This window comes from Rhodococcus jostii NBRC 16295 (assembly GCF_001894825.1).
Taxonomy (GTDB): domain Bacteria; phylum Actinomycetota; class Actinomycetes; order Mycobacteriales; family Mycobacteriaceae; genus Rhodococcus_F; species Rhodococcus_F jostii.
Map to the genome: position 1 here is coordinate 1 of NZ_BCWY01000158.1, position 12,291 is coordinate 12,291.

Annotated in this window: 14 protein-coding genes and 1 pseudogene; 13 read left to right on the forward strand and 2 right to left on the reverse strand. The window is 68.2% G+C overall.

Annotated elements, in window-relative coordinates:
• Positions 1–14: 14 nt before the first annotated feature.
• The 9 genes from RJ1_RS43375 to RJ1_RS43415 all read left to right on the forward strand — a co-directional run bounded on the left by RJ1_RS43375 (position 15) and on the right by RJ1_RS43415 (position 7,379).
• Positions 15–815 carry an LOG family protein gene (locus RJ1_RS43375; protein ID WP_073370600.1) on the forward strand — a complete coding sequence of 267 codons (801 nt, stop codon included), beginning with the start codon at positions 15–17 and terminating at the stop codon, positions 813–815.
• Entirely contained in the window at positions 815–1,372 is a 558-nt protein-coding gene (log, locus tag RJ1_RS43380; RefSeq protein WP_073370630.1) for a cytokinin riboside 5'-monophosphate phosphoribohydrolase, read from the forward strand. The genes RJ1_RS43375 and log overlap by 1 nt, the downstream gene beginning before the upstream one ends.
• 85 nt (positions 1,373–1,457) lie before the next feature.
• Positions 1,458–3,230, forward strand: a complete 1,773-nt coding sequence (locus RJ1_RS43385) for a long-chain-acyl-CoA synthetase (protein ID WP_073370603.1) — start codon at positions 1,458–1,460, stop codon at positions 3,228–3,230.
• 106 nt (positions 3,231–3,336) lie between these two features.
• Complete coding sequence (gene folP, locus RJ1_RS43390) at positions 3,337–4,236, forward strand: dihydropteroate synthase (protein WP_073370605.1); 900 nt, start codon at positions 3,337–3,339, stop codon at positions 4,234–4,236.
• Positions 4,233–5,192 (forward strand): glucosyl-3-phosphoglycerate synthase, encoded by a 960-nt coding sequence (locus tag RJ1_RS43395; protein ID WP_378382511.1) that lies wholly within the window; start codon positions 4,233–4,235, stop codon positions 5,190–5,192. The genes folP and RJ1_RS43395 overlap by 4 nt, the downstream gene beginning before the upstream one ends.
• Positions 5,193–5,244: 52 nt before the next feature.
• Complete coding sequence (locus RJ1_RS43400; protein WP_073370608.1) at positions 5,245–5,556, forward strand: DivIVA domain-containing protein; 312 nt, start codon at positions 5,245–5,247, stop codon at positions 5,554–5,556.
• Complete coding sequence (locus tag RJ1_RS43405; RefSeq protein ID WP_073370611.1) at positions 5,553–6,128, forward strand: DNA-3-methyladenine glycosylase I; 576 nt, start codon at positions 5,553–5,555, stop codon at positions 6,126–6,128. The genes RJ1_RS43400 and RJ1_RS43405 overlap by 4 nt, the downstream gene beginning before the upstream one ends.
• A 150-nt stretch (positions 6,129–6,278) precedes the next feature.
• Positions 6,279–6,446, forward strand: a complete 168-nt coding sequence (locus tag RJ1_RS43410; RefSeq protein ID WP_003936084.1) for a DUF3117 domain-containing protein — start codon at positions 6,279–6,281, stop codon at positions 6,444–6,446.
• Between the two features lie 90 nt (positions 6,447–6,536).
• Complete coding sequence (locus RJ1_RS43415) at positions 6,537–7,379, forward strand: putative RNA methyltransferase (protein WP_083400676.1); 843 nt, start codon at positions 6,537–6,539, stop codon at positions 7,377–7,379.
• Between the two features lie 10 nt (positions 7,380–7,389).
• On the opposite strand, the gene glgA is transcribed toward RJ1_RS43415, so the two are convergent.
• Positions 7,390–8,559 carry a glycogen synthase gene (gene glgA, locus RJ1_RS43420; RefSeq protein WP_073370616.1) on the reverse strand — a complete coding sequence of 390 codons (1,170 nt, stop codon included), beginning with the start codon at positions 8,557–8,559 and terminating at the stop codon, positions 7,390–7,392.
• A 121-nt stretch (positions 8,560–8,680) separates the two neighbouring features.
• Between glgA and glgC the strand changes: the two genes are divergently transcribed.
• A complete protein-coding gene (glgC, locus tag RJ1_RS43425) occupies positions 8,681–9,895 on the forward strand; it encodes a glucose-1-phosphate adenylyltransferase (protein WP_073370619.1) in 1,215 nt (404 codons plus the stop codon).
• Between the two features lie 13 nt (positions 9,896–9,908).
• Here the strand turns inward: glgC and RJ1_RS43430 are convergent, their stop codons facing one another.
• Positions 9,909–10,547, reverse strand: coding sequence for an O-methyltransferase (locus RJ1_RS43430; protein WP_073370621.1), 639 nt, complete (start codon positions 10,545–10,547; stop codon positions 9,909–9,911).
• Positions 10,548–10,853: 306 nt separating this feature from the next.
• On the opposite strand from RJ1_RS43430, the gene sigE reads away from it, so the two are divergent.
• From sigE to RJ1_RS43445, 3 genes and pseudogenes are all read left to right on the forward strand, one after another.
• A complete protein-coding gene (gene sigE / locus RJ1_RS43435; protein ID WP_073370624.1) occupies positions 10,854–11,486 on the forward strand; it encodes an RNA polymerase sigma factor SigE in 633 nt (210 codons plus the stop codon).
• A gap of 16 nt (positions 11,487–11,502) precedes the next feature.
• Positions 11,503–11,865 (forward strand): RNA polymerase subunit sigma-70, encoded by a 363-nt coding sequence (locus RJ1_RS43440; RefSeq protein ID WP_073370627.1) that lies wholly within the window; start codon positions 11,503–11,505, stop codon positions 11,863–11,865.
• A gap of 94 nt (positions 11,866–11,959) precedes the next feature.
• Positions 11,960–12,291 (forward strand): annotated as a pseudogene (locus RJ1_RS43445) (serine protease); the annotation flags it as partial.

Genomic DNA, 12,291 nt, shown 5'->3' on the forward strand with positions numbered 1-12,291 from the left:
CTAGCCTGGGGCGCATGGCACCCGAGAAGAACACTCACGGCCGGAAGTCCTCGTCCGTGAAGCACCGGGGTCCGGTGCAGTTGAGGCGCGCCCGCAAGGACGACACCACCACCACCGACGAGCGGTTGCTCGACGAGCGGGGCACCAGCGACTGGGTGCACACCGACCCCTGGCGAGTTCTCCGGATCCAGAGCGAGTTCATCGAGGGGTTCGGTGCCCTGGCCGAGGTGCCGCGTGCGGTCACCGTCTTCGGTTCCGCTCGCACCCCGGCCGGCCACCCGGAGTACGAGGCGGCGCGGGCGCTGGGTGCGCGCCTGGCCGAGGCCGGCTACGCCGTCATGACCGGCGGCGGCCCCGGCGTCATGGAGGCGGCCAACCGCGGTGCCAGCGAATCGGGTGGTTACTCGATCGGCCTCGGTATCGAGCTGCCGTTCGAGGAGGGCCTCAACGAGTGGGTCGACCTCGGCATCAACTTCCGCTACTTCTTCGCGCGCAAGACGATGTTCGTGAAGTACTCGCAGGCGTTCATCTGCCTGCCCGGCGGGTTCGGAACGCTCGACGAGCTGTTCGAGGCGCTGACTCTGGTGCAGACACGCAAGGTCACGAGGTTCCCGATCGTCCTCTTCGGCACCGAGTACTGGTCCGGGCTCGTGGACTGGTTGCGGGGAACTCTCCAGCGCAGCGGCAAGATCTCGGAAGGTGACGTCAATCTCTTGCACGTGACGGACAGTGTGGAGGAAGCGGTGCAGATCGTCGTACGGTCGCAGCAGGGTGTCGACGAAGCTGCCCTGCTCGGAACGGAGGATCAGTGGTGATGCCGGGAACTGTTCCGACGCAGCCGTTCTCGGTGTGCGTCTACTGCGCCTCCGGTCCCGTCGACGACCATTTCCTGGAACTCGCGGCACAGGTCGGCGCCGAAATCGGGAAGCGCGGTTGGCAACTCGTGTCCGGCGGCGGCAACGTCTCGATGATGGGCGCGGTGGCCGAGGCCGCCCGCGCCGCCGGGGCGACGACCGTCGGTGTCATCCCGAAAGCTCTGGTGCACAGGGAGGTCGCCGACGTCGACGCCGACGAGTTGGTGGTCACCGACACGATGCGCCAGCGCAAGCAGATCATGGAGGACCGGGCCGACGCGTTCGTCACGCTGCCCGGCGGCATCGGGACACTCGAGGAACTGTTCGAAACCTGGACCGCGGGCTATCTCGGCATGCACGAGAAGCCCGTCGTCCTGCTCGATCCGCACGGTCACTACACGGGACTCCTGGACTGGCTCGACGGGCTGCGGGGCGGCGGCTTCGTGGCGCAGCGCGCCCTCGACAGGCTGCTCGTCCGGACCGATGTCGGGGAGGCGCTGGACGCCTGCGTGCCCTGAGATCAGCCGTCCGTCCGCGTCGTGGCGCGCGTTGTTACCGTGCAGTAAGGTGACCTGACTCATACTGCAGGCCTGAGGGGATGTCATGCGTTCTGAAGCTCGTTCGACGATCAGTCTGGTCGACCTCGCCTGGCGGCTGCCGGCCATGATCCCGGAGCTGCCGATCATGGCGAAAGGGGTCCTCGGACTGATCCGGACCCCCGACGCGAAGGAATCGATCGGGCTCGTCTTCCAGCGCGCGGCCGCGGCGCACCCGCGCCGCACCTTCCTGCGGTTCGAGGGCAATTCGCTGAGCTACCGCAACGCCAACATCCGGGTCAACCGGTACGCCCACGTCCTCGCCGACCTCGGGGTGTCCCGCGGGGACGTCGTCGGGATCCTGGGCAAGAACTCACCCGAGACGCTGCTCATCGCGCTCGCCGCGGTCAAACTGGGCGCCGCAGCCGGGATGCTCAACCACAATCAGCGCGGAGACGTCCTCGCACACAGCATCTCGCTGCTCGAGAGCCGGGTGCTGGTGGTGTCCGAGGCCTGCGGCGAGGCCATGGACTCGCTCGACGAACCGCCCGCCGTGCCGTCGGTGCTGTACTTCGACGACCTCGACCGGCTCGCCGCGAGCGCCGAAGACGACAACCCCGAGGTGTGTGAGCAGATCCAGGCCCGGGAGAAGGCGTTCTACATCTTCACCTCCGGCACCACCGGACTGCCCAAGGCCAGCCTCATGAGCCACTTCCGGTGGCTCAAGAGCATGTCCGGACTCGGCAACATGGGAGTCCGGCTCCGCAGCAGCGACGTTCTCTACTGCTGCCTGCCGCTCTACCACAACAACGCGCTGACGGTGTCGCTGTCGTCGGTCCTGGGATCCGGCGCCACGCTCGCTCTGGGGAAGCAGTTCTCCGCGTCCAAGTTCTGGGCCGACGTCGAATTGAACCGGGCCACCGCGTTCACCTACATCGGTGAGCTGTGCCGCTACCTGCTGAACCAGCCCGAGCAGCCCGGCGACCGGGACAACGCCATCCGGCTGATGGTCGGGAACGGTCTCCGGCCGGAGATCTGGTCCGAGTTCACCACCCGGTTCGGGATCTCCCGGGTCGCCGAGTTCTACGGTGCCAGCGAATGCAACATCGCCTTCGTCAACGCGCTCAACGTCGACAAGACGGCCGGCATCTGCCCCCTCCCGCACGCCGTCGTCGAGTACGACGAGGACAACGGATCGCCCCGCCGGCACTCCGACGGCAAGCTGCGGAAGGTCCGCACCGGCGAGGTCGGTCTGCTGCTGTCGAAGGTCACGGACCGGGCACCGTTCGACGGGTACACCGACGAGGGGGCCACCGACAAGAAACTCGTGCGCGACGGCTTCGACGACGGCGACTGCTGGTTCGACACCGGCGACCTGGTGCGGCGCCAGGGGTGGTCGCACGTCGCGTTCGTCGACCGGCTCGGCGACACGTTCCGCTGGAAGGGGGAGAACGTCGCGACCACCGAGGTCGAGGGCGCGCTCCTCGCCCACCCCGCGGTCGAGCACGCCGTCGTCTACGGGGTCGAGATCCCCGGAACCGACGGTCGCGCCGGGATGGCCGCGGTGACCCTGCACGAGAACGAGAAGTTCGACGGCCCGGACGTGGCGGAGCTGCTGTTCCAGCGGCTGCCGTCGTACGCGGTGCCGCTGTTCGTCCGTGTCGTCGACTCGCTGGAGCAGACGTCGACGTTCAAGAGCCGCAAGGTGGAACTCCGCAAGGAGGGCTACGACGTCGAGGACACCGAGACGCTGCACGTCCTGTCCGGGCGCAGCGGTGGCTACAAGCCCTCATACGACGGGTACGTCGACGAAGTCGCGAAGGGTGCGCTCCCCCAGTAATGCGGCTTCGCCGCCCGTGAGTACTTATCAACCGCGGGCGGTTGAGAAGTACTCACGGGCGGTGGCCGGACGGGGCCCGATACCGCTGCGTGCCAATATTGGTGCCATGGCCGAAAGACAGTTACCGCCCGCGCTCGACTGCCCGTCGCCGACGCTCTGTGGGCGACCCGTGGCGGTCGATCGTGCGCTCGTGATGGCCATCGTGAACCGGACCCCCGATTCGTTCTACGACCGCGGGGCCACCTTCACCGACGCCGCGGCGATGTCGGCGGTCGAGCGCGCCGTGGACGAGGGCGCCGACCTCGTCGACATCGGCGGTGTGAAGGCCGGGCCGGGTGACGTCGTCGACTCGGCGGAGGAGACCCGGCGGGTGGTGCCGTTCGTGGCCGCGATCCGCGAGCGCTACCCGGAGTTGCTCATCAGCGTCGACACCTGGCGCGGCGACGTGGCCAGGCTCGCCCGCGCCGAGGGCGCCGACCTCATCAACGACACGTGGGCGGGCGCCGACCCGGCACTCGTCGAGGTGGCCGCGGAGACGGGCGCCGGCATCGTCTGTTCACACACCGGGGGAGCGGTCCCGCGGACCAGGCCGTTTCGCGTCCGCTACGCCGACGTCGTCGCCGATGTCCTCGACGAGGTGGTGTCGGCCGCCGAAAACGCGGCCCGGCTGGGGGTGCCCGCCGATTCGATCCTCATCGATCCGACCCACGATTTCGGAAAAAACACCTATCACGGGCTCGAGTTGTTGCGTCGAGTGGAAGATCTTGTAAATACGGGATGGCCAGTGCTCATGGCGCTCAGCAACAAGGACTTCGTCGGGGAGACTCTAGGTGTAGATCTCGTCGAGCGGTTGGAGGGAACATTGGCAGCGACAGCTATGGCCGCCGCAGGAGGCGCCCGAGTCTTCCGTGTCCACGAAGTTGCCCCCACGCGTCGAGTGGTGGACATGGTGGCCGCGATTCAGGGCCGACGCGCACCGTCCCGCACCGTGCGGGGGCTGGCATGAGTGCCGTGGGGGCCCGGGCGGCCCGCACGATGTTGGCGGAGGAGCGGACCCCGCGCTCCTGGGCCGAGGCGAACAGCTGGGACCAGCCGTCGTGGAGCATCGCCGAACTCGAACGGGCCAAGGCGGGGCGCACCGTGTCGGTGGTCCTGCCCGCGCTCAACGAGGAGGAGACCGTCGCCGCGGTGGTGGACACGATCCACCCGCTGCTCGGCGGTCTGGTGGACGAGTTGATCGTGCTCGATTCCGGTTCGACGGATCTGACGGCGGAACGGGCGCGGGCGGCGGGCGCCACCGTGATCAGCCGGGAGGAGGCGGTTCCGGCCTACCCGCCCGTGGCGGGTAAGGGTGAGGTGCTGTGGCGGTCCGTCGCCGCGAGCACCGGTGATCTCATCGCCTTCGTCGACTCGGATCTGATCAACCCGGATCCGGCGTTCGTCCCGAAGCTCCTCGGACCGCTGCTGACGGCCGACGGCATCCATCTCGTGAAGGGCTACTACCGGCGTCCGCTCCGCCTCAGTGGGACGGAGGACGCCAACGGCGGTGGCCGGGTGACGGAACTCGTGGCCCGCCCCATGCTGGCGTCGCTGCGGCCCGAACTGACGTGCGTGCTGCAGCCGCTGGGCGGTGAGTACGCGGGCACCCGGGAGTTGCTGTCGGCGGTCCCGTTCGCCCCCGGCTACGGCGTCGAGATCGGGCTGCTGCTCGACACCTACGACCGTCTCGGTCTCGGTGCGATCGGCCAGGTCAACCTGGGGGTGCGCAAGCACCGCAACCGGCCGCTGTCCGAACTCGGGGTGATGAGCAGACAGATCATCGGCACGATGATGCGCCGCTGCGGGGTGCCCGACTCGGGGGCGGGTCTGACCCAGTTCCTGGTGGACGGTGACTCGTTCGTTCCGACCACGACGGACGTCGCATTGGCCGATCGTCCGCCGATGAACACGGTGTGCCCCTGACCGCGCGCACCTGACGGAGGTCGCTGTCGGACGTCCGTGACAGGATCGGGGCATGGTGACAGCCCTGCTCTATCTGCTCGTCATGGCGTTCGTCGGCGCGTTGCTGTTCCTCGCCGCCAGTGCGGTGTTCGGCCGTTCCGAGGAACTCGCGCCGCTCCCGCCCGGCACCACCCTCACGGCACTGCCTGCCGAGGGTGTGACGGGCGCCGATGTGGAGGCGTTGCGCTTTCAGCAGACGCTGCGGGGGTACAAGGCGAGCGAGGTCGACTGGGCACTGACCCGGCTGGGACGTGAAATCGATTCGCTGCGTGAGCAGTTGGCGGCGGCCGAAGCCGACGCCGATCGTCCGGAGGATGCGTCGTGACCTCCCCCGACGGTCGGGTGCGGTGCGCGTGGGCGGTCGACGCGGACGGGTCTCAGCTGTACCGCGAGTACCACGACCTCGAGTGGGGTCGCCCACTGCACGGCCGCGACGAATTGTACGAACGGCTGTGCCTCGAGGCGTTCCAGTCGGGACTGTCGTGGATCACGATTCTTCGCAAGCGCGAGGCCTTCCGGGCCGCGTTCGCCGGGTTCGATCCGGAGGCGGTTTCGAGGTACACGGAACGGGACGTGGAGCGCCTGCTCGGGGACGCGTCGATCGTGCGGAACCGGGCCAAGATCGAGGCGTCGGTGAGCAACGCGCGGGCCCTCCTCGAGCTGGCGGACACCGACCTCGACACCCTGCTGTGGTCGTTCGCCCCGCCGCCGCGCCCGAGCCGTCCCGCCACCGTGAACGACGTCCCCGCGGTCACACCCGAGTCCACCGCGATGGCGAAGGAATTGAAGCGCCGGGGGTTCAAGTTTGTGGGCCCTACCACGGCTTATGCGCTCATGCAGGCTACCGGGATGGTCGACGATCACGTTGCCGACTGCTGGGTGCCGATGACTGCCTGAACTGCCGGTGTACCTGCCTATTTGTGACTCAGGTTCCCGGTACTCGTGTCCATAGGGAAGAATGGATGTCACAAGCCTCGCCGAGTGTTGGCGGGGTGCCAAAATTTGTCGAGGCGCAAGCAGGCAGCGCAGATCTGGAGGGAGCAGAGGATGGCGGCCATGAAGCCCCGGACCGGGGACGGTCCCCTCGAAGCAACCAAAGAGGGACGAGGAATCGTCATGCGGGTTCCGCTCGAGGGTGGTGGACGTCTGGTTGTCGAGCTCACCCCGGAGGAAGCTGCCGCACTGGGTGAAGAGCTCAAGGGCGTCACCAGTTAGTCGAGTGCGGAGAAGACCTCACAGGGCAGGCCCCGTCGCCGTTCTCGGTGCGGGGCCTGCTTCATGTCCGAGTCCGGGAGGCGAACGTTCGTGCTGGCCGAGGTGACCGATCTGCTGGCGTGCCCGCAGTGCCGGTCGCGCGTCGAACTCGACGAGGGTGCGATCCTCTGCGACGCAGGGCACTCCTTCGATGTGGCGCGTCAGGGCTATGTGAGCCTGATGACCGGGGCCGGCGGGAAGTTCGACGGCGACAGTCCCGAAATGATCGCCGCACGTGCGGACTTCCTCGGCGGCGGCAGCTTCGACCCGTTGATGGATGCGGTCGCCGACGCCGTGGTGGCCGGCACCGGGCCCGGCGACGATCCGCGGATCCTCGAGATCGGCGCGGGCACAGGCCACTACCTGGCGCGCGTTCTCGACGCCGTCCCGTCCGGGCGGGGGATCGGGCTCGACGTGTCCAAATACGCGGCCCGGCGCATAGCCCGGGCCCACCCGCGCGCCGGAGCGGTGGTTGCCGACGTGTGGCAACACCTTCCGGTGCGCGACCACGTCCTCAGTCATGTGCTGTGTGTGTTCGCGCCCCGCAACGCCGACGAGGCGCATCGGGTGCTCGCCGGGCGCGGCTCCCTGGTGGTCCTCACGCCCACGGAGCGGCACCTGGGGGAGCTCGTGGATCTGCTCGGCATGGTCCGGGTGGACGACCGCAAGGTCGAGCGGCTCGGCGCGGCGATGTCCGGGCGGTTCGAGCGCACCGGCCACATCGCCGTGGAGTACCCGATGTCGTTGTCGCACCTCGACGTGACGCGGCTCGTCGGGATGGGGCCGTCGGCACGGCACCTCACCCCGGACCGGCTCGCATCCTCGATCGGGGCGCTCCCGCAGGAGTACCCGGTGACGGCGTCGGTCACGGTGTCCACCTACACCCGGCTCTGAGGCCTTCCGGTCATCGCCGCGACAGCGCGTCCTGGTAGACGTCGAGGGTCTGCTGTGCGATGGCCGCCCAGGAGAACTCGGCGATCGCCCGCGCTCGTCCGGCCTTGCCCATGGCGTCGGCCGTCCCGACGTCGGAGGTGATCGCGTTGACCGCCTCGGCCAGCGCCTGTTCGAACGCCTCGGGCTCGTACGAGTTGTAGTGCACCAGACGGCCGGTGACCCCGTCCTCCACCACCTCGGGGATACCGCCGACGTCGGACGCCACGACAGCGGTCTCGCAGGCCATGGCCTCGAGGTTCACGATCCCCAGGGGCTCGTACACGGACGGGCACACGAAGACGGTTGCGGCCGAGAGGATCTCCCGCACCTGGTCGGTAGGGAGCATTTCCCGCACCCAGAACACGTTCCCGCGGTGCGCCGCGAGGGCGGCGACGGCCTGTTCGGTCTCGGCGGCGATCTCCGGGGTGTCGGGTGCTCCCGCGCACAGCACCAGCTGGATGTCGGGCGCGAACTGGTGCGCGGCGGCGATGAGATGACTGACGCCCTTCTGCCGGGTGATGCGACCGACGAACGCCACCATCGGCTTGCCCGGGTCGACGCCGATCTTCGCGAGGGCGGAGTCTCTCGGACCTGCGGGTCCCGCATGCCAGACCGACGTGTCGATCCCGTTGCGCACCACGTGGACCCGGTGCGGGTCGACGAACGGGTAGGCGTCGAGAACGTCGAGTCGCATCCCCGCGCTGACGGCGATCACCGCGTCGGCGTGTTCCACCGCATTGCGCTCCGACCAGGACGAGATGCGGTAGCCGCCACCCAGTTGCTCCGCCTTCCACGGCCGCCGCGGCTCGAGGGAGTGCGCGGTGAGGATGTGGGGCACGTCGTACAAGGCGGATGCCAGGTGGCCCGCGAGGCCCGTGTACCAGGTGTGGGAGTGCACGACGTCGGCACCGGTTGCGGCGTCCGCCATGCGCAATTCGGCGGACAGCGTGGCGAGCGCCGGATTGGCCCCGGCCAGCGCCGGGTCGGGGGTGTGCACGACCGCTCCGACGCGCGGAGCGCCCATACAGTGCACGTCCACCTCACACAGCTGCTTCAACTGAGCAACCAGTTCGGTGACGTGTACACCCGCACCGCCGTAGATCTCCGGTGGGTATTCCTTGGTCATCATCGCCACCCGCACCGGCCTAACGTAACCGTCCGGGCCGCTTCGGGCCACCGCTCTCGGACACATTCAGGTATCGGAGAAACGGTGACTCGGCGCTTCGCTGGCGGGGGGAGTGGCCGCCCGATAGGTTGACAGGGTGAGGAGCCAGCCACATGTGCTTGGAATCGTGCTCGCCGGCGGCGAGGGCAAACGTCTCTATCCGCTCACCGCGGATCGGGCGAAGCCCGCTGTGCCTTTCGGAGGCGCCTACCGGTTGATCGATTTCGTGCTCAGCAATTTGGTCAATGCGGGATACCTCCGCCTGTGTGTTCTGACGCAGTACAAGTCGCACTCGTTGGACCGCCACATCTCTCAGACGTGGCGACTGTCCGGGTTCGCGGGGGAATACATCACTCCCGTTCCCGCGCAGCAACGTCTGGGCCCGCGCTGGTACACCGGTAGTGCGGACGCGATCCTGCAGTCGCTGAACCTCGTCTACGACGAGGACCCCGAGTACATCGTCGTGTTCGGCGCCGACCACGTGTATCGGATGGACCCGGAACAGATGGTGCAGCACCACATCGAGTCGGGCGCCGGAGTGACGGTGGCCGGGATCCGGGTGCCGCGCAGCGAGGCATTCGCGTTCGGCTGTATCGACAGCGACGAGTCCGGCCGCATCGTCCAGTTCCTGGAGAAGCCGGCGCATCCGCCGGGAACCCCGGACGACCCCAACATGACGTTCGCGTCGATGGGTAACTACGTGTTCACCACGAAGGTGCTCGTTGACGCCATCCGAGCCGACTCCGAGAACTCCGACTCCGACCACGACATGGGCGGCGACATCATCCCCGCGCTCGTCGAGGCGGGCGACGCGTCCGTGTACGACTTCAAGGACAACATCGTCCCCGGCGCCACCGACCGCGACCGCGGTTACTGGCGCGACGTCGGGACCCTCGACGCGTTCTACGACGCGCACATGGACCTCGTGTCGGTCCACCCGATCTTCAACCTCTACAATCGTCGCTGGCCGATTCGCGGCGAGACGGAGAACCTGGCACCCGCCAAGTTCGTGCAGGGCGGTCTCGCACAGGAGTCGGTGGTCGGCGCCGGGTGCATCCTGTCGGCGGCCACAGTCCGCAACTCCGTGCTCAGCTCCAACGTGATGGTCGACAGCGGCGCCACCGTGGAGGGCAGCGTCCTGATGCCGGGTGTGCGCATCGGCAAGGGCGCCGTCGTGCGCCGCGCGATCCTCGACAAGAACGTGGTCGTCGGCGACGGCGAGATCATCGGCGTCGACCTCGAACGTGACAAGCAACGCTTCGCCGTCAGCAACGGCGGAGTCGTCGCCATCGGCAAGGGCGTGTGGATCTAGCGGTAACGGTGTTTCAGAGCTTGGACGCGCAGAGCAGGCCGTCGCCGATCGGCAGGAACACCCGGATCAGCTTGTCGTCCTCGGCGAGCACCTTCGCCGCCTCGCGGACGGCAACCGTCGCGGCGTCACGCTGGCTCGGATCGACGACGCGACCCCCGTGCAGGGCGTTGTGCAGCACGATGGCGCCGCCGGGACGCAGCAGCCGGACCCCCTCACGCACGTAGTGGGGGTGATCAACCGGTGCGCTGTCGACGAAGACCAGGTCGTACGCCCCGTCGGCGAGCCGCGGCAGGACGTCGAGCGCCCGGCCGTTGATCAGCCGCGTCCGGGCGGGTGCGATGTCGTTGGTCCGGAACGACAACTTGGCGGCCCGCTGGTGCTCGGGTTCACTGTCGATGGTGGTGAGGACGCCGTCCTCCCGCATGCCCCGGAGCAGCCACAGACTGCTCACCCCGGCGCCGGTTCCGACCTCGACGACCGTCTTGGCGTCCAGCATGCGGGCAAAAAGGGCGAGAGCAGCACCGACCGCGGGAGGTACCGGCCCGGCACCGAGGTCGTCCGCCCGCTCCCTGGCCGCACCGAGGGCCTCGTCTTCACGGACAGCCCCTTCTGCGTGGGTGAGTATCCGTTCGGCGTTTGTCTGCACGCACATGAGGTTATCGGGGTCTCGTCATCGCCGCTGCGAGGCGCGCTCGACAACAATGCCGTGACCCGCTCGGGAACAATCTCGCGACCCGCTCGGGAACGATTCTCAGGATTAGCTCAGCTTGCTCACACCACACACATATCGGGGTGGGAAAGAGTATGACCAACGCCAGATCCGAAGACCGCCCGGCGGGGAGATCACGACGACGGAGGAAAATCCGGTGACCCGGGAACAAATCCCGGATCCCGGGAGTTGACGCCAATACCACGTCCAGTGATCTGCGGTCCTGAGTAGGAGGATCCACTTAACTCGATGAGCAACAACATGATGGCTCCAGACGAGAAGAACACCGATGAGCAGCTGTCGGACGCCGAGCTGACGGGCACGGCTGTGTTCGATGCCACAGGCGAGAAGTCCGCCATGCCCTCCTGGGACGAACTCGTCCGCGAGCACGGCGACCGAGTCTACCGACTGGCCTACCGGCTGTCGGGCGACGCGCAAGACGCCGAAGACCTCACTCAGGACACGTTCATCCGAGTCTTCCGATCGCTGTCCGATTACCAGCCCGGCACGTTCGAGGGCTGGCTGCACCGCATCACCACCAACCTGTTCCTCGACATGGTCCGCCGTCGCAACCGCATCCGCATGGAAGCGCTGCCGGAGGACTACGATCGTGTCCCGGCCGACGGGCCGAACCCCGAGGAGATCTACCACGACGCCCGCCTGGACGCCGATCTGCAGGCAGCGCTCGACTCTCTCGCCCCGGAGTTTCGCGCCGCGGTCGTGCTGTGTGACATCGAAGGACTGTCCTACGAGGAGATCGGTGCCACACTGGGTGTGAAGCTCGGAACCGTGCGTAGCCGCATCCACCGCGGCAGGCAGGCTCTGCGTGATCATCTGGCAGTGAACGGAAAGGTTGACTCCGATCAGATCGGCGTCGGGTAGTTACCAGGAGGGACGAATGACGCAGGGGCGTGTACCTCGCCAGTTTGGCTCCACCGAACACCTGGCGAGTGAGGCTATCGCCGCCTACGTCGACGGCGAACTCCGCATGTCCGCCTATCTTCGGGCCGCCCACCACCTGTCGATCTGCGCGGACTGCGCGTTCGAGGTGGATTCCCAGCAGCAGGCGCGGCGTGCGCTGCGCCGCAGCGGCGACGTCGCGATGCCCTCGGGCCTCCTCGGTCTGCTGAGCCAGATCCCCAGCTGCAACCAGGGCGACCCCGCCGACAAGCCCCCGTTCGGCACCCACCCCGCGGATTCGCCGGTCACGAGCGAGTACTCGATCACCAGCCGGATCTGGTCCCGGCGCCGGCGCCGTTGAGCGCACCCGAACCGACGACGGCGGTGTCCGCGCTCACCGGGCCATCGGTGATACTGGGGCGCGTGACTGACGCACACGAGGGGGACACGACAGCGTGACGGCGGATTACAAGACTCCGGGGACCGACACGTCGGCACCCGACGGTCCTGCGGCGGACGAGTCGGGCACGCTTCGCCCGGCCGATGCGCCGCGGCTCGATCCGAGGCCCGTCTACCGGCCGCAGATCGACGCAGCGTCCAGTCGCGCGTTCGGCAGGCCGGGCGGCGTCACCGGGCCCTTCGCTCCGCCGGATGCCCGGCGTGAGAGCGAGCCCCGCACGGTCGGGGCACCGGACCCCGTGCTCGCGGAGGCGTTCGGCCGTCCCGAAGACGAGACGGACACCATCCAGCGCGATCCGCACGAGAAGCCCGCGGCGCCGGCGGACGC

Coding starts and splice junctions, on each gene's coding strand:
- RJ1_RS43400 (WP_073370608.1), top strand. CDS start 5,245: ATGGTGACAGCCCTGCTCTATCTGCTCGTCATGGCGTTCGTCGGCGCG.
- sigE (WP_073370624.1), top strand. CDS start 10,854: ATGAGCAACAACATGATGGCTCCAGACGAGAAGAACACCGATGAGCAG.
- RJ1_RS43375 (WP_073370600.1), top strand. CDS start 15: ATGGCACCCGAGAAGAACACTCACGGCCGGAAGTCCTCGTCCGTGAAG.
- RJ1_RS43395 (WP_378382511.1), top strand. CDS start 4,233: ATGAGTGCCGTGGGGGCCCGGGCGGCCCGCACGATGTTGGCGGAGGAG.
- RJ1_RS43410 (WP_003936084.1), top strand. CDS start 6,279: ATGGCGGCCATGAAGCCCCGGACCGGGGACGGTCCCCTCGAAGCAACC.
- log (WP_073370630.1), top strand. CDS start 815: ATGCCGGGAACTGTTCCGACGCAGCCGTTCTCGGTGTGCGTCTACTGC.
- RJ1_RS43440 (WP_073370627.1), top strand. CDS start 11,503: ATGACGCAGGGGCGTGTACCTCGCCAGTTTGGCTCCACCGAACACCTG.
- folP (WP_073370605.1), top strand. CDS start 3,337: ATGGCCGAAAGACAGTTACCGCCCGCGCTCGACTGCCCGTCGCCGACG.
- RJ1_RS43430 (WP_073370621.1), bottom strand. CDS start 10,547: ATGTGCGTGCAGACAAACGCCGAACGGATACTCACCCACGCAGAAGGG.
- RJ1_RS43385 (WP_073370603.1), top strand. CDS start 1,458: ATGCGTTCTGAAGCTCGTTCGACGATCAGTCTGGTCGACCTCGCCTGG.